The 19,835-nt window shown below is 65.8% G+C and carries 18 protein-coding genes and 1 pseudogene; 8 read left to right on the top strand and 11 right to left on the bottom strand.

The genetic code is table 11. The features are described 5' to 3' along the window. The first annotated feature begins 116 nt into the window (after positions 1–116). From FHR22_RS18960 to FHR22_RS18935, 6 genes are all read left to right on the top strand, one after another. Complete coding sequence (locus FHR22_RS18960) at positions 117–1,370, top strand: D-arabinono-1,4-lactone oxidase (RefSeq protein WP_166945241.1); 1,254 nt, start codon at positions 117–119, stop codon at positions 1,368–1,370. Next, a complete protein-coding gene (locus FHR22_RS18955; RefSeq protein ID WP_166945240.1) occupies positions 1,367–2,512 on the top strand; it encodes a DSD1 family PLP-dependent enzyme in 1,146 nt (381 codons plus the stop codon). Before FHR22_RS18960 ends, FHR22_RS18955 begins: the two co-directional genes overlap by 4 nt. Next, complete coding sequence (locus tag FHR22_RS18950) at positions 2,509–3,147, top strand: TetR/AcrR family transcriptional regulator (protein ID WP_341786919.1); 639 nt, start codon at positions 2,509–2,511, stop codon at positions 3,145–3,147. The genes FHR22_RS18955 and FHR22_RS18950 overlap by 4 nt, the downstream gene beginning before the upstream one ends. Positions 3,148–3,205: 58 nt before the next feature. Further along, the gene (locus FHR22_RS18945) at positions 3,206–5,722 is read left to right on the top strand and encodes a penicillin-binding protein 1A (RefSeq protein ID WP_166945239.1); all 2,517 of its coding nucleotides are present in this window, start codon (positions 3,206–3,208) and stop codon (positions 5,720–5,722) included. Positions 5,723–5,913: 191 nt separating this feature from the next. Further along, a complete protein-coding gene (gene prfB / locus FHR22_RS18940) occupies positions 5,914–7,041 on the top strand; it encodes a peptide chain release factor 2 (RefSeq protein WP_166945238.1) in 1,128 nt (375 codons plus the stop codon). Continuing rightward, positions 7,041–7,772: a class I SAM-dependent methyltransferase gene (locus FHR22_RS18935; RefSeq protein ID WP_166945237.1), complete on the top strand. Its 732-nt coding sequence runs from the start codon at positions 7,041–7,043 to the stop codon at positions 7,770–7,772. Before prfB ends, FHR22_RS18935 begins: the two co-directional genes overlap by 1 nt. A gap of 282 nt (positions 7,773–8,054) precedes the next feature. Here the strand turns inward: FHR22_RS18935 and FHR22_RS18930 are convergent, their stop codons facing one another. From FHR22_RS18930 to FHR22_RS18895, 8 genes and pseudogenes are all read right to left on the bottom strand, one after another. After that, the gene (locus FHR22_RS18930; RefSeq protein ID WP_243853853.1) at positions 8,055–8,429 is read right to left on the bottom strand and encodes a DsrE family protein; all 375 of its coding nucleotides are present in this window, start codon (positions 8,427–8,429) and stop codon (positions 8,055–8,057) included. Beyond that, on the bottom strand, positions 8,408–9,157 hold the full coding sequence (locus FHR22_RS18925) for a HesA/MoeB/ThiF family protein (protein ID WP_166945236.1): 750 nt from the start codon (positions 9,155–9,157) through the stop codon (positions 8,408–8,410). Before FHR22_RS18925 ends, FHR22_RS18930 begins: the two co-directional genes overlap by 22 nt. A gap of 90 nt (positions 9,158–9,247) precedes the next feature. After that, positions 9,248–9,709 (bottom strand): annotated as a pseudogene (gene dut, locus FHR22_RS18920) (dUTP diphosphatase); the annotation flags it as partial. Beyond that, positions 9,672–10,958: a bifunctional phosphopantothenoylcysteine decarboxylase/phosphopantothenate synthase gene (locus FHR22_RS18915; RefSeq protein ID WP_166945234.1), complete on the bottom strand. Its 1,287-nt coding sequence runs from the start codon at positions 10,956–10,958 to the stop codon at positions 9,672–9,674. The gene FHR22_RS18915 and the pseudogene dut, both read right to left, overlap by 38 nt. Positions 10,959–10,962: 4 nt before the next feature. Further along, positions 10,963–11,256: a CcdB family protein gene (locus FHR22_RS18910; protein ID WP_166945233.1), complete on the bottom strand. Its 294-nt coding sequence runs from the start codon at positions 11,254–11,256 to the stop codon at positions 10,963–10,965. Then, the gene (locus FHR22_RS18905; RefSeq protein ID WP_166945232.1) at positions 11,256–11,501 is read right to left on the bottom strand and encodes a type II toxin-antitoxin system CcdA family antitoxin; all 246 of its coding nucleotides are present in this window, start codon (positions 11,499–11,501) and stop codon (positions 11,256–11,258) included. The genes FHR22_RS18910 and FHR22_RS18905 overlap by 1 nt, the downstream gene beginning before the upstream one ends. Positions 11,502–11,545: 44 nt before the next feature. Continuing rightward, positions 11,546–12,655 (bottom strand): hypothetical protein, encoded by a 1,110-nt coding sequence (locus FHR22_RS18900; RefSeq protein ID WP_166945231.1) that lies wholly within the window; start codon positions 12,653–12,655, stop codon positions 11,546–11,548. Positions 12,656–12,657: 2 nt separating this feature from the next. Beyond that, positions 12,658–13,785 carry a glycosyltransferase gene (locus tag FHR22_RS18895; protein WP_166945230.1) on the bottom strand — a complete coding sequence of 376 codons (1,128 nt, stop codon included), beginning with the start codon at positions 13,783–13,785 and terminating at the stop codon, positions 12,658–12,660. A gap of 715 nt (positions 13,786–14,500) precedes the next feature. Between FHR22_RS18895 and rpsT the strand changes: the two genes are divergently transcribed. Together rpsT and dnaA are read left to right on the top strand one after the other, a co-directional pair. Further along, positions 14,501–14,764 carry a 30S ribosomal protein S20 gene (gene rpsT, locus FHR22_RS18890; RefSeq protein ID WP_166945229.1) on the top strand — a complete coding sequence of 88 codons (264 nt, stop codon included), beginning with the start codon at positions 14,501–14,503 and terminating at the stop codon, positions 14,762–14,764. A gap of 504 nt (positions 14,765–15,268) precedes the next feature. Continuing rightward, positions 15,269–16,624, top strand: a complete 1,356-nt coding sequence (dnaA, locus tag FHR22_RS18885; RefSeq protein WP_166945228.1) for a chromosomal replication initiator protein DnaA — start codon at positions 15,269–15,271, stop codon at positions 16,622–16,624. 33 nt (positions 16,625–16,657) lie between these two features. Here the strand turns inward: dnaA and FHR22_RS18880 are convergent, their stop codons facing one another. The 3 genes from FHR22_RS18880 to trpS form a co-directional block, all read right to left on the bottom strand. Continuing rightward, positions 16,658–17,551 (bottom strand): alpha/beta hydrolase, encoded by an 894-nt coding sequence (locus FHR22_RS18880; RefSeq protein WP_166945227.1) that lies wholly within the window; start codon positions 17,549–17,551, stop codon positions 16,658–16,660. 445 nt (positions 17,552–17,996) lie between these two features. Further along, positions 17,997–18,689 (bottom strand): DUF4136 domain-containing protein, encoded by a 693-nt coding sequence (locus FHR22_RS18875; protein WP_166945226.1) that lies wholly within the window; start codon positions 18,687–18,689, stop codon positions 17,997–17,999. A 127-nt stretch (positions 18,690–18,816) separates the two neighbouring features. Continuing rightward, positions 18,817–19,833 (bottom strand): tryptophan--tRNA ligase, encoded by a 1,017-nt coding sequence (gene trpS, locus FHR22_RS18870; protein WP_166945225.1) that lies wholly within the window; start codon positions 19,831–19,833, stop codon positions 18,817–18,819. Positions 19,834–19,835: the final 2 nt, after the last annotated feature.

The following is a 19,835-nucleotide window of genomic DNA, read 5'->3' as shown; positions in this document are numbered from 1 at the left end:
TGGTCTCGATTTCGAACTGCAGGCGGACGGATAACCGCCGACGCCAGGCAATAATATAGTCTTGACTAACTTTCTTCGGAAGGACAGCTTTTGCTTGCTGGCCAAAGGAGAGGCATATGGGCTGGAGCAACTGGTCGGGCAGCGTTTCTGCGCCCGCTGCTGTCATGCGTCCGCGCAGCGAGGACGAACTGGCATCGCTGGTACGCGGGGCGGGCAAGGTCCGCGCGGTCGGCGCGGGGCACAGCTTCATGCCGCTCTGCGAATCGGGCGATTTGATCGTCGATATCGTCGACCTGCCCGGTGCCGTCCGCGTCGCCGCCGACCGGCGGAGCGCCCGCGTTCCCGCGGGCTGGTCGATCAAGCGGCTCACCGCGGCATTGTGGGACGAAGGGTTGGCGCTGGCCAATCAGGGCGACGTCAATCCGCAGTCGCTCGCCGGGGCGATGGCGACGGGGACGCATGGCACCGGGGTCGATCTTGGCTCGCTGTCGACGATGGCGCGCGGGTTCCGGCTGCTTGGGGCTGATGGCGAAACGCGCTGGTGCGATGCCGCGACCAACGCCGACCTGTTCGAGGCGCAGCGCCTGTCGCTCGGCCTGTTCGGGATCGCGACCGAAATCGACGTAGCGCTCGTCCCCGCCTACCATCTCGCCGAACGGATCGAGAAGCGCCGCTGGGCCGAGGTGCGCGAAGCCTATGACGAGTGGGCGCGCGCGCAGCGGCACGTCGAATTCTGGTTCTTTCCGCACAGCGACGATGTGATCGTGAAGACACTCACGCCCTGCGATCCGTGCGATCCACCGCCGACGACGACCGACATGGACGAAACGGCGTTTCGCCGCGTGCTCGACATCGCGGCGCGCCTGCCCTTCCTGACCCCGTGGCTCCAGCGCGCGATGATGAAGACGCGCTTCGACGGCCGCCGCCGCGGCCCCGCGCACAGCATCTTCCCGTCCGACCGGACGTTGCGGTTCGAGGAGATGGAATATGAAATGCCGCGCGCGGCAGGGATCGAAACATTGGCGGAGGTCGTCGGCTGGATCCGCCGCAAGCGGCTTCCCGTCACCTTTCCGTTCGAATATCGCGCTGTCGCCGCCGACGATATCTGGATCAGCCCGATGAACGCCGGGCCGGTCGCCGCCATCTCGATGCACCAATATGCCAAAATGCCGTGGCGGGGCCTGTTCGCGGAGGCCGAAGCCATTTTTCGCGCCTATGGCGGCCGCCCGCACTGGGCGAAACGCCACACGCTCGGCCGCGCCGATGTCGAGGCACTCTATCCGATGGCGGGACGTTTCGGCGCCGTCCGCCGCGCTGCCGATCCGCACGGCAAATTTCTCAACCCGCATCTCGAAAGCCTGTTTGCATGAGCACCGACCATGACCTCCACGCCCATCTGATCGACCAGCAGGGCAGCCGCGCCGACCTCAACACGCCGGTGCTTGTTCTCGATATCGCGGCGCTCGACCGGAACATTCAGCGCATGGCGGCGCTCGCGGCGCATCAAGGCGCGCTGCTGCGGCCGCACGCCAAGACGCACAAGAGCGTCGACATCGCCAAACGCCAGATCGGCGCCGGCGCGGCCGGTGCCTGCTGCGCGAAGATCGGCGAGGCCGAGGTGCTGGCGGCGGGCGGCGTAACCGGCATCCTGATCACCTCGCCGGTCGCCGCGCCCGGGGCGATTGTGCGGCTCGCCAGACTCGCGGCCGCGGCCGACGGGCTGATGGCGGTGGTCGATCATCCGGGCGTCGCGGCGCGCATCGACACCGCGCTGGCCGCGACCGAAGCGAAGCTTGATGTGATCATCGACATTGACCCCGGCATCGCGCGCACCGGCGTCGCATCGGCCGAAGCCGCCGTCGCGCTGGCCGGGGCAATCGCCGCGTCGGCGAACCTCGTCTACCGCGGTGTGCAATTTTATTGCGGGTCGCAGCAACATATCGAGGATTATGCCGAACGCCGCGCCGCGATTATCGAGCGTACCGCCTATCTGCAGGAGGTGATTGCCGCGCTGACCGTCGCCGGGTTTGCGCCCGATATCGTCACCGGCGGCGGGACGGGCACGCACCGGATCGACCTTGATCTCGGCGTTTTCACCGAACTGCAGGCAGGGTCCTATGTCTTCATGGACAAGCAATATCTCGATTGCGACCTGACCGGCGCCGCCGAGCCGCCGTTCGAAACCGCGCTTGCGGTCGATGCGCGCGTCGTCAGCGCGAATCATTCGGGGCTGGTGACGATCGATGCGGGCTTCAAGTCGCTGTCGACCGACGGCGGCGTCGCGGTCGTCCAGCGCGGTGCGCCCGAAACTGCCTTTTTCGCCTTCATGGGCGATGAGCATGCGGCGCTGATCGCCCCCGGCATCGGCAACGACATGCAGCCCGGCGACCCGGTCAGCCTGACCGTGCCGCACTGCGACCCGACGGTGAATCTCTATGACAATTATCACGTCGTATCGGGCGATACGCTGATGGGCATCTGGCCGGTCAGTGCGCGCGGGCGGGCGCGGTGATCGGTGCGGTGCCTGGCGCGGCGGCCAAGGCGCCGCCGAAACAGCAACGCGCACGCCAGACCTATGACCTGCTGCTCGACGTCGCGGGCGAACTGCTCGCCTTGGTCGGGATCGAACGCGTGTCGACGAACCTGATCTGCGCGCGCGCCGGGCTGACTCCGCCGGCGCTCTATCGCTATTTCGGCGACAAATATGCGGTGCTCGAAGCGCTCGGGCGGCGGCTGATGGACCGGCAGAACGCGGTGCTCGACGCGTGGATCGCACGCTATGCCGGGGGCGGGCTCGACGCGATGGCGAATCATATCGGCGAACTGCTCGCCGAAAACGCCGCCGCGACCCGCGCCGAACCGGGAGCGGTGTGGATCTTGCGCGCGCTCCACGCGACGCCGCGGCTGGTGCATGTGCGGCTCGAATCGCACCGCTACGTCACGGCGCGGCTGACCGACGCCTGCGCGCGGCACCTGCCGGGCGCCGATCCCGAGATGCTCTGGGGGCGGTTGCGGCTCGCGGTCGAGCTGGGCTTCGCCGCCGACGAAATGCTGTATGAGGAAGATCGCGTGGCACCCGACGCAATTTTCGGCGCTGTCGCCGGCATGCTGAAAACCGCCATACGCGACCTTACCGCGCTTCGCTGAGCGGATTGCCGCAAGCACGCTTCCCTTTCGGCGAAGCAGGCTTTAGAGGCTGGCCATCATGGTCGCCGACAGTCCGCCCAATTTCCGCCTGCGCCTGCGCCGCGACAGCAACGCCGTCATCGGGTGGTTTCGCGACATGTGGACGCGGCGCTGGTTCCGCTGGTTCGGCTATCTCGCCCTCGCCGGCCTGCTTGCCTTGGTGCTGCTCTGGGTACTCGTCGCGCGCAACCTGCCGTCGGTGGACCAGCTTCGCGACTATGAGCCGCCGTTGCCGACGATGGTCCGCGACGCCGAGGGCAAACCCGTCCACGCCTATGCGCGCGAACGGCGCGTCCAGCTCGAATATAGCGAATATCCCCAGCTTCTGGTCCGCGCCTATCTGGCGGCGGAAGACCGCACCTTCTTCGAACATGGCGGCATCGACTATCCGGGTATCGCGAGCGCGATCCTTACCAATCTGAAGAATGACGGCCGGCCGATCGGGGCGTCGACGATCACCCAGCAGGTCGCGAAGAATCTGCTGCTCAGCAACGAACTCAGCTACACCCGCAAGATTCGCGAGGCGATCCTTGCCAAGCGCATCGAAGGCGCGCTGAGCAAGGAGCAGATCCTCGAACTCTATCTCAATGAAATTCCGCTCGGCCGGCGCAGCTTCGGCGTCCAGGCGGCGAGCCGCGCCTATTTCGACAAGGACGTCGACCAGCTCAAGCTGCATGAAATGGCGTTCCTCGCGATCCTGCCCAAGGCGCCCGAGACCTACGGCCGCGCCCGCAATGCCGACAAGGCGATCGCGCGGCGCAATTTCGTGCTCGGCGAAATGTACCGCAACGGCTGGATCACCGCCGCACAGCGCGACGCGGCGCAGGCGATGCCGCTCGGGCTTACCGACACGGGCAACACGGTGGTCGCGCAGGTCGGCGGCTATTATATGGAAGAGGTGCGGCGCCAGTTGATCGCCGAATTCGGCGAGACCGCCGAGGATGGGCCGCACAGCGTCTATGCCGGCGGCCTCTGGGTCCGCACTGCCTATGACGACAAGATGCAGGCCGCCGCCGCCAAGGCGCTGCGCGCGGGTCTGATTCGCTATGACGCGGGCAAGGGCTGGTCGGGCCCGATCGCGACGATCGAGGCCGACGACCAGTGGCAGAGCCGCCTCGCATCGAGCTTCATCGGCATCGATTACGACGGCTGGCGGATCGCCACGGTGATTTCCAAATCGGCGGGCGCCGCGCAGATCGGTTTTGCCGACGGATCGACCGGCACGCTGCCTGCGGGCGCCGCGAGCCTCGGCTATCGCAAGACCGGCGGCAGCGCCTTTTCGGCGATGCGTCCGGGCGATTTGATCGCGGTCAAGGCGATCGGGAACGGCGTCTATGGCCTTCGCAATATTCCCGAAGTGTCGGGCGGCTTCATGGCCGAAAGCCCGCATTCGGGCCGCGTCTATGCGATGCAGGGAGGCTTCGACGTCCGCCTGTCGCCGTTCAATCGCGCGACGCAGGCCGAACGCCAGCCAGGCTCGACGATCAAGCCCTTCGTCTATGCGACCGCGCTCGACAACGGCATGACCCCCGCGACGATGATCGTCGACGGATCCTTCTGCGTCTATCAAGGCGCCAGCCTCGGCAACAAATGCTTCCGCAACTTCGGCGGCGGCGGCGGGTCGGGCGAGCATACGATGCGCTGGGGCCTCGAACAGTCGCGCAACCTGATGACGGTGCGCACCGCGAGCCAGGTCGGGATGGAGCCGATCGTCGACACGATCCGGACGATGGGGATCGGCAAGCATGAACCCTATCTTTCGACCGCGCTGGGCGCCGGGTCGACGACGGTCGAGAAGATGACCAACGCCTTTGCGATGCTGGCAAACCATGGCCGCGAACTGAAGCCGCGTGTGATCGACTATGCGCAGGATCGCCGCGGCAAGGTGATCTTCCCGGCGAAATGGAAGCCGTGCGAAGGCTGCAATAAAAAGGATTGGGACGGCCGGCCGATGCCGCGCTTTGCCAAGTCGGGCAAGCAGCTGATGGACCCGATGACCGCCTATCAGGTCGTCCACATGCTCGAAGGCGTCGTCCAGCGCGGTACCGCGGTGCGGCTGCGCGACCTTGGCGTACCCCTGTTCGGCAAGACCGGGACGACCTCGGGTCCGAAGGACGCCTGGTTCGTCGGCGGTACGCCCGATGTCGTCGCCGGCGTCTATATCGGCTTCGACCAGCCGCGGAACATGGGCGGCTATGTTCAAGGCGGCAGCATGGCCGCCCCGATCTTCAAGCAATTTTATCTGGAATCGCTCGCCGATCGCCAGCCGGTACCGTTCACCGCGCCGAAGGGCGTGCGCATGGTGCGTATCGACCGCCAGTCGGGCCGCCGCGTCTATGGCAGCTGGCCGGGCAGCGACCCCAAGGCGGCGATCATCTGGGAAGCGTTCAAGCCCGAAAGCGAGCCGCGCCGGACGATCCGCGAAGAGGAAATCAAGCCGGTCAAGACCCCGCGGCGGCAGGATGCGCCGGTTCAGCAAGGCAATGGACGCCGCAGCGACAGCGATTTCATGGAGGATCGCGGCGGCATCATCTGAGGCGAATACGGGGCCAAGCTATTGCCGCATACCCAGAGCGAAGACGGCGGGGCCGTTCGAGCGGAACGAGAACCGGCAGTTTCTGGCTCGACTTTGCTTGGTATCGTCCCTCGTCTTCGCTCTGGGATGCGGCCTTGTGAGAGTGAGTCCGTCCAACTATGGCCGGACGCTGTTATTTCAGGAGTAAGGACATGCGCGCCGAAGCGCAGGATCATATCGACAAGATCGGCGCCGCGCTGGCGCTGCTGCGGCGCTTCCTCGACTGGGACCGCGCGGTGCGACGGCTCGACGAACTCAATGCGAAGGTCGAGGATCCGACCCTGTGGAACGACGCCAGGGCGGCGCAGGACGTCATGCGCGAACGCCGCCGGCTCGACGAGGCGATCACCGCGACGCGCGCGATCGAAACCGAATGCCGCGACACCGCCGAACTGATCGAACTCGCCGAGATGGAAGGCGACGAGGCGATGGTCGACGAGGCCGTGGCCTCGCTCGGCATCCTTGCCGCGCGTGCCGAAGAGGACAAGATCAGGGCGCTGCTCGCGGGCGAGGCCGACGCCAACGACGCCTATATCGAAGTCCACGCCGGTGCCGGCGGCACCGAAAGCCAGGACTGGGCCGAAATGCTCCAGCGCATGTACAGCCGCTGGGCCGAAAAGCGCGGGCTGAAGGTCGAACTGGTCGAATATCAGGCGGGCGAACAGGCGGGCATCAAATCGGCGACGATGCTGGTGAAGGGCGAAAACGCCTATGGTTATGCCAAGACCGAAAGCGGCGTCCACCGCCTCGTCCGCATCTCGCCCTACGACAGCTCGGCGCGGCGCCACACCAGCTTTTCCAGCGTCTGGGTCTATCCGGTGATCGACGACAATATCGATATCGAGATCAACGAAGGCGATCTCAAGATCGATACCTATCGCGCCTCGGGCGCGGGCGGGCAGCATGTCAACACGACCGATTCGGCGGTGCGTATCACGCACATCCCCACCGGCATCGTCGTCGCCAGCCAGAACGACCGCTCGCAGCACAAGAACCGCGCGACCGCGATGGGCATGCTGAAGGCGCGGATGTACGAGGCCGAGTTGCAGAAGCGCGAGGCCGCGGCCTCGGGCGAATATCAGGCGAAGACCGAAATCGGCTGGGGCCACCAGATCCGTTCCTATGTTCTCCAGCCTTATCAGCTGGTGAAGGATTTGCGGACCGGCGTGACCTCGACCGCCCCCTCCGACGTGCTCGACGGCGCGCTCGATCCCTTCATGGCGGCGGCGCTGTCGCAGAAGGTGACCGGCGAAAAGGTCGAGGTCGAGGATATCGACTGATGGCGCTGGCGGGCGTCCGGTCGGCGATCGCTGCACTGGCGCTGGCGTCGCTGCTCGGCGGCTGTGATGCGCCATGGGAATCAGGCAGCGATCGCCTTGAAACGTCGCGCGAATTTCCGCCCGCTGATCGCCCCGTCGCTCCGACGGTTTCGACCAAATGGTCGACCGAGGAAGCGCGCGACCGGGTGAACGAGGCTGACGACGTCATGGATTCGGCCGACGTGCGTCCGGATATGACCGTCGCCGACATCGGCGCGGGGGACGGCTATTACACCGTGCGCCTCGCGCAGCGGGTGGGCATCGGCGGCCGCGTGCTTGCGCAGGACATCATTCCCGAGGTGATCGAGCGCCTTGCCGATCGCGTCGCGCGCGAGCGGCTCGACAATGTCTCGATCAAGCTTGGCGCGGTCGATGATCCGCGCCTGCCCGCCGCCAGTTTCGACCGCATCTTCATGGTCCATATGTATCACGAGATCGGCGAGCCTTATGCCTTCCTGTGGCGGCTGCGGCCGGCGCTGCGGGCGGGCGGGCAGGTGATCGTCGTCGATGGCGACCGCCCGATCGCCCAGCACGGCACGCCGTTCCGCCTGCTCGTCTGCGAATTCGAGGCGGTGGGGTACAAGCTGGTGTCGTTCGACGACAAGCAGCATGCGGGCGGCTATCTCGCGCGCTTCGTGCCGAGCGGTAAACGCCCCGATCCCGACGCGATCACCGTCTGCGATAATCCGTAGCGCGGCGGTAACGACCATAAGGGTGATCGGCTATTCAAGCGAGGGCGCGGATGGCGCTTCATCTAAAGATGATCGGCGAAGGAATGTCCGAATTGGAGTGGGGAGCGGACATAGGTACCACCCTACTTTCGTCATCCCGGGCTTGACCCGGGATCCCGCTTTTTTGCGGGCTTCCGCAACTTTCGACGTCAAGCGGGACCCCGGGTCAAGCCCGGGGTGACGAAAAGGGATAACGGCAGCTTCCGGCCGCTAGCCGACCATCCCGAAACCGCATCATCGCCGTCAATAAACCACCAGCCGATCGCCGGCTTCGATGTTCGCCATAAAGCTGACCAGCCCGGCGATGCGGACGTCGGGCGCGATTTCGGGTGCCGTCATGCCGGCGAGCGCCATCCCCGACTGGCATAGGAAAAAACCGACCCCCATCATCGCCGCTTCGTCGATCATCGAGGCGAGATCGGGCTGCCCTACCGCTTTGCGCGCGGCGTCGCCCGCAAAGGCGATCGGCGGGCGCAGCAACGCCGCCGCCTCGCCCTGCAGGAACAGGCGGACGGGCGTGCCGAGCGCTGCTGCCGCCATCGCGGTTTCGAGCGCGGCGTAAAAGCGCGCGCCCTCGGCGAGCGAGACGATGATGTTCAATGCCGGCATATCGGGCATCCCGGGTCCTTGGCGACGCCGACCTCGCGCCAGCGCCGGTCGAGCATGTCGACGATCGCCAGCCGTCCGGCGAGCGGCTCGCCCCAGCCGGTCAGCGCGCGCACCGCCTCGAGCGCGGCCATCGTCCCGATCATTCCCGCGAGCGCGCCCATCACGCCCGTCTCGGCGCAGTTGATGCCTTCCTGATTCGGGTCGCTGCCGACCAGGCAGGCATAGCAGGGGCTGTCCGCGCGCCAGCCGTGGTAGAGCGCGACCTGCCCCTCGAACGCCCCGATCGCCGCGCTGAGCAGCGGGATCTCGCGCGCCACCGCGGCGCGATTGACCGCGAGCCGCGTCGTGAAATTATCGCAGCCGTCGAGGATCAGGCTCGTATCGCCCAGCAAGTCTTCGGCATTGGCATCGGTCAGCCGGACGATATGCGCCGCAAAATCGACATGGGGATTGATCCGGCGTCCGGCGTCCGCCGCGACCGTGGCTTTAGGCATGCCGATATCGGCGTCGGTGAACAGCGGCTGGCGCTGCAAATTGCTGCGCTCGACATGGTCGTGATCGATGATCGTCAGCCGGCCGACCCCCGCCGCGGCCAGATAGGTGATCGCCGGACAGCCGATCCCCCCGGCACCGACGATCGCGACATGTGCCGCCTTCAGCTTCGCCTGCCCCGCGCCGCCGAACGCGGGCACGATGATCTGGCGCGCATAACGGTCGAGTTCGGCGTCGCTGAGCAAGGTCTATTCGCCCGGCCGCCGCATCTGGATGGCGGCCAGCGAGGCGACGCCGGCGGGTTCGGCTTCGTCCTCGACCGGATCGCTCGTGATCCCGGTCGAACCGAAGCCGCCCGCGCCGCGCGCGGTTTCGTCAAGCGTCTCGACCTCGGCAAAGGCGGCGCGCTGGACCGGCGCAGGAACGAGTTGCGCAACGCGGTCGCCGCGCTTGATCTCGAAATTCTCGTCGCCAAGATTGGCGAGGATCACCTTCACTTCGCCGCGATAGTCGCTGTCGATTGTCCCCGGCGTGTTGAGGCAGGTGATGCCATGTTTGAGCGCGAGGCCCGAACGCGGGCGCACCTGCACTTCGTAACCGGCGGGGATCGCGATCGCAAATCCGGTGGCGACTGCGTGGCGCGTGCCGGGGCGGATGGTCAGCGTCTCGGCGGCGACCACGTCCATCCCCGCCGCGCCGTCCGACGCATAGGCCGGCAGCGGCAGGCCGCCGCCATTGGGCAGCCGCTGGATGCGAATTTCAATCTCTTTCAGGGGGGGCGCGGGTGTCGAGTTCATCGGCGATCTTTTCCATCAATTTACGGGCGACGGCGTTCTTGGGCTGCCGTTCCCAGCTGTCGACACCCTGCGGCGTCACGATATGCACCATATTCGCGTCGCCGCCCATCGGGTCGGCGGACACGTCGTTGGCGACGATCCAGTCGCATCCCTTGCGTGCCAGCTTGGCCTGTGCGTGCTGGATGACGTCGTTGGTCTCGGCGGCAAAGCCGATCAACAGCGGCGGGCGGCGGGGATCCCTGGCCAGCCCGGCCAGGATATCGGGATTCTCTGCGAGCGCGAGCGGGGGAACCTGTCCGCTGCCATCCTTCTTGATCTTTTGCGCCGCGGTGTCGGCGGCGCGCCAGTCGGCGACCGCGGCGACCATGATCGCGGCGTCGACGGGCAGGCCCTGCTGCACTTCGGCCGCCATTTGGGTCGCGGTTTCGACATCGACGCGGATCACCCCGGGCGGCGTCGGCAAGGGCACGGGGCCGGCGATCAGCAGCACCTCGGCGCCCGCTTCGGCGGCGGCGGCGGCGATCGCAAAGCCCTGCTTGCCGCTCGAGCGGTTGGCGATGTAGCGCACCGGGTCAATCGGTTCGTGCGTCGGGCCGGCGGTGATCAGGATGCGGCGACCGTGGAGCGGGCGATGCTCCGCGGGGGCGAAATCGGGCTGGCCGGCCAGCGGCGATGTCGAAGACGACGGGAGAAGCGAGGGCAGGGGCGCATTGGCCAGCGCATCCTCGATCGCGGCGAAAATCGCCGCGGGCTCGGGCAGCCGGCCCGGGCCATATTCGCCGCACGCCATTTCGCCCTCATCGGGTTCCATCACCGTCACCCCGTCGCCGCGCAGCGCCCTGACGTTGCGCTGCGTTGCGGCGTGCAGCCACATGCGGACGTTCATCGCGGGCGCCGCGAGCACCGGCTTGTCGGTCGCGAGCAGCAGCGTGGTAGCGAGGTCGTCGGCCTGTCCCCCCGCCATCTTGGCGAGCAGGTCGGCGGTCGCCGGCGCGACGACGACCAGATCGGCCTCGCGGCTCAACTGGATATGCCCCATCTCGACCTCGTCCTTCAGGTCGAAGAGGCTGGTGTAGACCTTGTTTTCGCTCAGCGCCGCAAGGGTCAGCGGGGTGACGAACTGCTCGCCCGCGCGCGTCAGTACGCAGCGCACGACATGGCCCGACTTGCGGAGCAGCCGGACCAGTTCGATCGATTTATACGCGGCGATACCGCCACCGATGATCAGCAGGATGCGGGGTGCGGCCATCGATTCAGACTCCCGTCAGCAGCACGTCGAGCGCGTTCAATATGTCGCTTCGCTGGTCGGCCAGCGAAGCGATCTTGGGGCCAAGATCTTCGATATCGACCGCCGACGCCAGTTGCGTCGCCAGAATATGCTGCGTGCCGTCGATGCTGAACACCGGATGCAGGCGCGGCAGCGTCCGGGCCGTCTGCTCCGACATCAGCGGAATGACGAAGCGCGTGCTGAAATGGCTGAGAAGATCGCTCTGGCAATCCAGCAGCAGTTCGCCAAGCCGGCTTTCGTGCACATCGAACTGTGCCATCAGAATTGCCGGTATTTTGCGAGCGGAAGCCCGTGCTTGCGGGTGTAATCGTTCCAGCTTTCAATCGCGGCGCGATTTTCTTCCTGCCACGCCGCCTCGCGGGCGCGCTTGACCTCAGCCGCCAGCCCGCCCTGACAGGCTTCGCTGACGTTGATTCCCAGCCGCTTGGCCTCTTCGACCAGTTCGGCGCTCAGCGACACATTCGTCGCCTTCTTGGGACCTTCGAATCGCGCGGGGCGGTTCATCACCATCTCCTTTGCGCATAATGTATGCGCAAATATCCTGCGTTTCAATTGGGCATGGCGGCAGGGTGCAATCGCCCGGGCCCCAATGCGCGAATCAGCGCTGTCACGGCCGCGGGGGCAAACGCCAGCCCGATGAACAGGGTCGGCGCGATCAGCATGCCCCAATAGAAATTGTCGGGCCGCGCGAACAGCATGAGGAGCAGCGCATAGATGAGTTGCACGCCAAGGCCGGCCAGACCCAGCCGCGATCGCCAGCTTGCCCAGCCAAGCAGCGCGAGCGGCACCAGCAGCGCGGCGGTCCACATCGGCGTGAAACGCAGGATCGAGGTTTCGTGGACGAAGGCGACATAGGTCGCCCAGCCGCCGAGGCCGCTCCAGCCTGGGCTTGCCAGGTCGGTGGGCACGGTCACCGCGGCGAGCGCGGCGATATGCGCGGCAAGGACCGCGAGGAAGGCAAGGCCAAGCGCAGCCCAGCCAGCCGCGGCGCGCCAGTCGCGGTCGATGAGCGCGAACAGGCCGAACAGCATCGCGACCGGCAACGCCGTCTCGCGAATCGCGACGGCAACCCCGGCGACGGCCATCGGCGCCCACGGCCGCGCCGGGCGGTAAAGCGCGAGCGCGAGCGCGATCAGCGCCCCGGTCACGGCTTCGTGCATCAGCACCCAGGCCCGTTCGGTAAGCTGCGAGAGATTCACCGCGATGAACAGCGCGGCCAGGCTGGCATAGCGCGGCAGGCCGGGCTCGCTCCGTATTCGCTGGCGCCACGTCGATACCGCCACGACGCCGGCCAGCAATCCCAGCGCCATGGCGGCAGGGACGCCGATCGTCGCCACGATCATCATCAGCGTCGGCAGGCGAACCGTCATGAAGGGTTTCAGCGGATAGTCGTTCGCGCGATGCTCGGCGGCAACCGCGGTATAATAGGATTCGCCCGCCTCGACGCGGTGGAGGACATTGGCGTAGAGCGCATGGTCGCCGATCAGCCCGCTTTCGGCGCGCATCGATCCGGCGCCCGCGCCGGCAACCCGCGCGCCGTCGCCGCCGCCGATGACGCCGATCAGCATCAGCGCGGCGAGAAGCGCCAGCAACGCTGCGGCAAGCGGACGCGGCGCGGGCGCGAAGCGGTTCCAGCTTGCCGAAGGCGCGGGGGCCACGATCATTTGCGCCAGGTCAGCACGGACGACATCGCGAAGTTCCAGATCGCGCCGACCAGCACGCCCGCGACGCCCGCGACCCACCATCGCTCGTCATGCCCGGCCATCCAGGTGCCGATCCCGATATTGGCGACCGCGCCGAGCGCCGAAATGGCATAGAAGCTCGCCAGCCCGCCGAGCATCCGCCAGCCTTTCAGCTTGCGATCGGCATAGGTGAAGCTGTTGTTCAGGAAGAAGTTGAAGGCGATGGCGACGACCACCGCCGCGGTCTGTGCGGTGATGAAGGCATCGCCGAGGCCGAGCATCGTGCGCAGCACCGCCAGATGAACGAAGACCCCAAGCCCGCCGACGATCAGAAACTTTATGAGCCGGATCGGCACGAACCGGCCGATCGTCTTGTCGGCGATCAGCTCGGCATATTCGGCGATGACGCGCGCGCCGATCTTGCTTTCGCCCGCCTCGCGGCTGCGGAAATGATAGGGTATCTCGGCGACCTTCAGCGCGGTCGGCGACGAGGCGAGGATATCGATCAATATCTTGAACCCGATCGCCGACAGGCGCGGCAAGGCGCGTTCGAACGCGTCCCGCCGGATCGCGAAGAAGCCGCTCATCGGGTCGCTGACGTCGGTGCCCAGCGCCATCTGTCCGGCGCGCGTCGCAAGGCGGCTCATCCGCACGCGGCCGGCATCCCAGTCGCCGGTGCCGCCGCCTTCGACATAGCGCGTCCCGATCGCCACCTCGGCCCCGCCCGTCTCGATCGCGTCGACCAGACGCGGCAGCGCGTCCTCGCTATGCTGCAGGTCGCCGTCCATGACCGCGATCACCGGCGCGGCGGTCGCCAAAATTCCTTCGATCACCGCCGACGACAGCCCGCGGCGCCCGACGCGCTGGACGATGCGCACATGCCGTGATCCACGCCCGATGCGGCGGACGAGGTCGCTTGTGCCGTCGGACGAATTGTCGTCGACGAATATCACTTCCCAGCCGCGCCCCGCGAGCACGACCGACAGGCTTTCGACCAGCCGTTCGACATTGGCCGCCTCGTTGAGCGTCGGCACGACAACGGCCACTTCGAGCGGCAGCGTCTCGACGTCGAGAATCGGTTCGGCAAGCTTGATATCGTGACGCATGGGTCCTCGATTGGTCCGGATCGGGTCGGCGCACTCCGCCGCTGGACCATGCCATAGGGAATTAGGGTAAATCTTCGGTAACCAAGCGCGGGCCGGCCGGACATGGTCAGGGGAAGGGGCGGCTGGTTTCGGCCGGTTGCTGCCATTACCCTTATCGTCACCCCGGACTTGATCCGGGGTCCCGCTTGAAGTCAAAGGCGGATTATGCGGTCAAAAAGCGGGATCCCGGATCAAATCCGGGATGACGAAGGTGCGTTAAGCAGCGTCCGCTCCCCACCCCAAAACCGCCGCCATCGGCCGGGCAAAAAAGCGCTGTCCTACATTATCCGGTCGTGCCATCCTCCCACCGGATGTCGTTAGGGCGGCAGCCCCGCGGATGAGGCTGTAAAGCCTCAAAGGACACAAATCCGGTGCCCGCATGCGGGGCTTTTGTGGCTTTATCGATGAATCCCTGGGCGAAGGCAGCGCTCGCGGCGGACAATCCCTGTCATCTCGGCCGCCCGGCCCGCCCTGCCGGGAGCGCTGCAATGCCCCTCGCTGGGCCGAAAGCCATTGACCTTCAGCGCCTCGCTGGCTATGGGCGCACCCTTCGAGCAGGGTCCGGTCGTACCGGAACCGGCCGTATCCGGACATTGATTCGCCTGTTTGCGCGATTCGGCTGCTCCGGTGACGCTGCGCTCCGACTGACTTAGACCGTTTGGAAACCGAGGAATTTATGGCCAATACGCCGCAGGCAAAAAAGCGCATCCGCCGCAACCAGGCGCGCACCGTTGTGAACAAGAATCGCGTTTCGCGCATCCGTACGCTGGTGAAGAAGGTCGAGAATGCTGTCGCCGCCGGTGACAAGGATGCCGCGGTAACCGCACTGAAGGCTGCGCAGCCCGAAATGGCGCGCGGCGTGGCCAAGGGTGTCCTCCACAAGAACACTGTCGCGCGCAAATTCTCGCGCCTGACCAAAAGCGTCAACGCCATCGCCTGATTCGGCTTCTGCCGAACCAAGGATCAAAAGACCCGCCGGCCCGTCCGGCGGGTCTTTTTGCGTCCGTCGTCGCGGCGCGATTATGACGCGGTGATGGCAATAGTGTTGCAGCGCGGTAAGTGACGGATTTTCGGCGATTCGTTTTTCAATGACGCGATTGTCACAAATAAATCATTGAAATATAGTGATAAAAAGCCGGTTTCGCGGGTTTCTGAGGGGTCCGGCGAGTCAAGATTTTTATTTCAGTATTTTTACAGGGGCGACCCTTGCTCGACTCGGCGAGCCCTGACTAGACAGGGGTGTCGTCGGCCTTCGCCGGTGGCCGCCACATCGACATGATTCGCATATTTTCGGGCCATTTGCCCGGGAAAGGATGCTTGCGCCCCGGCGCAAGTGACGAATCGGCGTGCGGGCGGGCCACATGCGGGGGCGGCGGGGGCTCAGGGGGCGACACGGCGTGACACAAGAGGGAATCGGCATGGTATCGACGCGGGAACAGGGGCGATGAGCGGCGATGCCGCAGCGCTCTGGCCGCGCGTCGCCGAAGGCCTCCGCCGCGACCTCGGCGTACGCACCTTCGACCATTGGTTGAAGCCGGTACGCTTCGCCGACTATTGCGCGCTATCGGGCGTCGTGACGCTTGAAACCGCCAGCCGCTTTTCGGCGAACTGGATCAACGAACGCTTCGGCGACCGGCTCGAACTGGCATGGCGGCAGCATCTGCCAGCGGTGCGCAGCGTCGCCGTGCGCGGCGGCGCCGCGGCCGCCGATCGTGCTGCGATCCTCGCCAGCCCGCCGCTGCCGGCGTTCGAACCCGCGCCTGCCGCCATCGCGGCGCCGTCACCCTTCGATGCGCGCCTGTCATTCGACCGCTTCGTCGTCGCGCGCAGCAATATCCTCGCCGCCAATGCCGCGCGCCGCATGGCGATGGCCGAAGCGCCGCAGTTCAACCCGCTCTACCTCTGCTCGGGCACCGGGCAGGGCAAGACCCATCTGCTCCATGCGATCGCGCAGGCCTATGCCGCGGTTCACCCGGCCGCGAACATCATCCTGATGTCGGCGGAAAAATTCATGCTCGAATTCGTCGGCGCGATGCGCGGCGGCGATATGATGGCGTTCAAGGCGCGGCTGCGCGCCGCCGACCTCCTCCTCCTCGACGATCTCCAGTTCGTGATCGGCAAGAATTCGACGCAGGAAGAACTGCTTCACACGATCGACGACCTGATGACCGCGGGCAAGCGCCTCGTCGTCACCGCCGATCGCCCGCCGACGATGCTCGACGGGGTCGAGGCGCGACTGCTGTCCCGTTTGGCTGGTGGTCTGGTCGCCGATATCGAGGCACCCGAGGACGATCTGCGCGACCGCATCATCCGCCAGCGGCTCGAAGCGATGCCGATGGTCGAGGTTCCGGACGATGTCGTCGCCTATCTGGTCAAGCATTTCACCCGCAATATCCGCGAACTAGAAGGCGCGCTCAACAAGCTGCTCGCTTATGCCGCGCTGACCGGCGCGCGCCTCGACCTTGCGCTCGCCGAGGACCGGCTCGCCGAAAATGTCCGCAGCGCGCGGCCGCGGATCACGATCGATGAAATCCAGCGCGCGGTGTGCGCCCACTATCGCCTCGACAAGTCGGAAATGGCATCGAAGCGCCGCGTCCGCGCGATCGCGCGCCCGCGCCAGGTCGCGATGTATCTGGCGAAGGAACTGACCCCGCGCTCCTATCCCGAGATCGGACGCCGCTTTGGCGGGCGCGACCATAGCACGGTGATCCATGCGGTGCGCACGGTCGAGGCGCTGCGCGTCAGCGACAGCGAACTCGACGCCGAAATCGCCGCGATCCGCCGCAGCCTGAACGGCTGATTTCCCCGCTGGGCGGCGGCGGCGCGCCCGATCTCAGCGATCGAAATAGCCGGCGACGGTGGCGACGATCCGGCGTCTGGCATCGGGGTGCGAGAAGCCGTTGTGGCCGAACGCGAAATAATGAAAGCGGGCATCCGGATTGCGATCGGCAAGGACCAAGGCGAAGGGCGCCTGCGCATCGTAGACGCCGCAGAAAAAATCGAGCGGGACGGGGATCGCATAATAGTCGAAACCCCAATCCGCTGTCGCCCACGCCAGCTCGGCCAGCAGCGCCTTGCTATCGGTCCGATCCATCGTGCGCCATTGGACTTCGGCAACATCCGCCTCGATCCCCGGCGGGGGTCCGAGCAGGTCGACCCGGTTATATTCGCCTTCGCGGCGGGGCGTTTCGGCTTTCTGCCTGCGAATCCTGTCCGCCGAATTGGCCGCCAGCCGGGCGACGACGCGCGGCAGATATGTCATCATGCGATATCCGATCGCCGCCCCACGCGAAGCCACGCTGCGGGCCAGCGGATCATACCAGGGCAGGGTCGGGTTGATCGGCACGCCGCCAAGGACGCGGCTATGCATGGTGGCGGTGACGGCCAGCGTCATCATGCCGCCGTTCGATTCGCCGAAACAGGCGAATGTGTCGATCCCCAGTGTGGCGAGCAGTTCTTCCAAATCGTCGGTATAGGCGGCAGCGGGGCGCCCGGGGCAGACGGTTGAACCGCCGGCGCCGGGCCGACTGGTCGCGATCAGCCGGATATTTTGCCCGGCTGCCTCGCGATGGAAAATCCCGCCTTCGATGCTACAGCCGCCGCCGCCATGAAAATAGAGGACGGGCCTTCCGTCCGGGCGGCCATATTCCCGCCATTCAAGGTGCCTGCCATCGGCCAGTGTCATCGACTGCACCGGCGGATCGATCAGGGGGATTGCTTGCATCATGGAGAGCGCCCTTCGTGCGTGTAGAACCTTTGGCGGCATCTCTAACGCTTCGTGGCAGCTCTTGCTTAGCCTTGCGTGCAAAACTATTTGGCGCGCTGCGTAAAAGCGGTCGCGGATTGACGAAGGTTCTCACGGATTCGGGCTGCGGTTGTCCGGTAACGGCGGCAATGGGGATGACGATACAGGGTAGGAAATGGCCGAGAGCTGCCATCTCCATCCTCGTCACCCCGGACTTGATCCGGGGTCCCGCTTGGCGTCACAAGTTGCCGGATAACCTTAAAAAGCGGGATCCCGGGTCAAGCCCGGGATGACGGTTATAGGAACGACAGCTCTCCACCCCAAAGCCGCCATTCTTCTTTTGAATCCGCCACCGCCATAACCGCCACAACAAAAAAAGGCCCGCCCTCCAAGTGGAGAGCGGGCCCTGTTCCGCTTTGTGCGGGGATTATCTCTTCTCGGGCGGAGCCACCGTAATCTGCACGCGTTCGCCCGAATTGCCTGGGAAATTGGTGAACATCGCCTCGATCAGATTGGGGACGATCTGTTGCAGGTCATTGTCGCGCGACTGCGCCTCGGCGCGGCCTTCGAACAGGCGTGTGCCGTCGGTGGCGCGATTGATCTGCAACTGCATGCCGCTCGTATAAACGGTGTAGCTGCTGACGTCGTTATAGCCGCCGAAGCCGCCGCCCCACATGAAGGGGTCGCTCCAGCCATAAACATAGCGGCGGCCGCGCGGGCCGCGCACGATCACCGGGCGATAGAAACCGCGGCCATAACCATAGCCGCCGTACCACGGATCGCCGAAGCCGGGGGACGACACGACGCGCTCGCGGCCCTTGTCGACACCATAGTCCATGCGGACGAGCATATCGGGGCGTTCGCCCGGCGCCGCGGGGCGATAGCCGTAGCGCGTCAGTTCACCGGCGACGAGGCTCGCATATTGGCCGAACTCGATTCCGCCTTGCAGCGTCGGATCGTTCGATTCGATCGCGAAGCTCTGGCCCTGCGGCGCGGGAAGCTGCGTCTGGAAGCGCGCGACGTCAGCCTTGAACGGTGTCGCGCAGCCGGCCAGCGCCAGCGCCGCGCCCGTCATGGCGGCAAGGCCCAGCCGCCGGAGGTTCATCTTGCTCATCTTCATGCTCCGTGATTCGATGCGCATATTTATCGCACTCATATAGCATGACTACACCGATGCGACTTAACCTTGGTTGAACCCGTTTCGTCGCGGCTTCGTTCCCGGCCGGTTCTCCTTCGCCGCTGTTATTTCAGCGACATAGGCCGAGTATGTCATAAGTGGCGTCGAGCGTCGGTTTTGCAAGGGCCCGCGCCTTGGCGGCGCCTTTGTCGAGAATCGCGTCGAGGGCCGCCGTATCGTCCTTCAATGCCACGAAACGCGCGTTGATCGGCGCCAGTTTTTCAACCAGCAAATCACCGAGCGCCGGCTTGAACGCGCCGAAGCCCTTGCCGGCATATTCGCTGAGCACCTTATCCACCGGCGCATCGGCGAAGGTTGCATAGATGCCGACGAGATTCTTCGCCTCGGGCCGCCCCTCGAGCCCCGCCGCTTCGGACGGCAGCGGCTCGGCATCGGTCTTCGCCTTGCGGACCTTCTGCATCATCGTGTCGGCGTCGTCGGTCAGGTTGATCCGGCTCATGTCCGACGGGTCGGACTTCGACATCTTCGCCGATCCGTCGCGCAGGCTCATGATGCGCGCCGCGTCCGGCGGGATGATCGGGTCGGGAAGGGTGAAAACCGGCGCCTCGGGCGTCCCATAATCATTGTTGAACTTCTGCGCGATGTCGCGTGCCAGTTCGAGATGCTGCTTCTGGTCTTCGCCGACCGGGACATGCGTCGCTTGGTAAAGCAGCACGTCGGCCGCCTGCAGCACCGGGTAGGTGAAGAGCGCGGCAGAGGCGCCTTCGCGATTCTTTCCCGATTTGTCCTTGAACTGCGTCATGCGGTTCAACCAGCCGATCCGGGCGGTGCCGTTCAGCAGCCATTGCAGCTCGGCATGCGCCGGGACGCGCGCCTGGTTGAACAGGGTCGAACGGTCGGGATCGATCCCGCACGCGACAAGGGCGGCGGTCATCGCGCGGGTGTTCGCGGTCAGGTCCGCCGGAACATGCGGCATCGACAGCGCGTGGAGGTCGGCGAGGAAGAACAGGCAGTCGCCGCCTGCCTTCGCCGCATCGTCCTGCATCCGCACCCAGTTGCGGATCGCGCCCAGATAATTGCCGAGGTGCAAATTTCCGGTGGGCTGGATGCCCGATACGATCCGCATGT

It is taken from the genome of Sphingopyxis panaciterrae, assembly GCF_011762125.1.
GTDB classification, from domain to species: Bacteria; Pseudomonadota; Alphaproteobacteria; order Sphingomonadales; family Sphingomonadaceae; genus Sphingopyxis; species Sphingopyxis panaciterrae.
The sequence above is the reverse complement of the archived record's forward strand: the minus strand, read 5'-3'. Positions and strand labels throughout refer to the sequence as shown.

Excerpts from the sequence above, each read along its gene's own strand:
- FHR22_RS18960 (WP_166945241.1), top strand. The coding sequence starts at position 117 with ATGGGCTGGAGCAACTGGTCGGGCAGCGTTTCTGCGCCCGCTGCTGTC.
- FHR22_RS18955 (WP_166945240.1), top strand. The coding sequence starts at position 1,367 with ATGAGCACCGACCATGACCTCCACGCCCATCTGATCGACCAGCAGGGC.
- FHR22_RS18945 (WP_166945239.1), top strand. The coding sequence starts at position 3,206 with ATGGTCGCCGACAGTCCGCCCAATTTCCGCCTGCGCCTGCGCCGCGAC.
- prfB (WP_166945238.1), top strand. The coding sequence starts at position 5,914 with ATGCGCGCCGAAGCGCAGGATCATATCGACAAGATCGGCGCCGCGCTG.
- FHR22_RS18935 (WP_166945237.1), top strand. The coding sequence starts at position 7,041 with ATGGCGCTGGCGGGCGTCCGGTCGGCGATCGCTGCACTGGCGCTGGCG.
- FHR22_RS18930 (WP_243853853.1), bottom strand. The coding sequence starts at position 8,429 with ATGCCCGATATGCCGGCATTGAACATCATCGTCTCGCTCGCCGAGGGC.
- FHR22_RS18915 (WP_166945234.1), bottom strand. The coding sequence starts at position 10,958 with ATGGCCGCACCCCGCATCCTGCTGATCATCGGTGGCGGTATCGCCGCG.
- FHR22_RS18910 (WP_166945233.1), bottom strand. The coding sequence starts at position 11,256 with ATGGCACAGTTCGATGTGCACGAAAGCCGGCTTGGCGAACTGCTGCTG.
- FHR22_RS18905 (WP_166945232.1), bottom strand. The coding sequence starts at position 11,501 with ATGAACCGCCCCGCGCGATTCGAAGGTCCCAAGAAGGCGACGAATGTG.
- FHR22_RS18895 (WP_166945230.1), bottom strand. The coding sequence starts at position 13,785 with ATGCGTCACGATATCAAGCTTGCCGAACCGATTCTCGACGTCGAGACG.
- rpsT (WP_166945229.1), top strand. The coding sequence starts at position 14,501 with ATGGCCAATACGCCGCAGGCAAAAAAGCGCATCCGCCGCAACCAGGCG.
- dnaA (WP_166945228.1), top strand. The coding sequence starts at position 15,269 with ATGAGCGGCGATGCCGCAGCGCTCTGGCCGCGCGTCGCCGAAGGCCTC.
- FHR22_RS18880 (WP_166945227.1), bottom strand. The coding sequence starts at position 17,551 with ATGATGCAAGCAATCCCCCTGATCGATCCGCCGGTGCAGTCGATGACA.
- FHR22_RS18875 (WP_166945226.1), bottom strand. The coding sequence starts at position 18,689 with ATGAAGATGAGCAAGATGAACCTCCGGCGGCTGGGCCTTGCCGCCATG.
- trpS (WP_166945225.1), bottom strand. The coding sequence starts at position 19,833 with ATGCGGATCGTATCGGGCATCCAGCCCACCGGAAATTTGCACCTCGGC.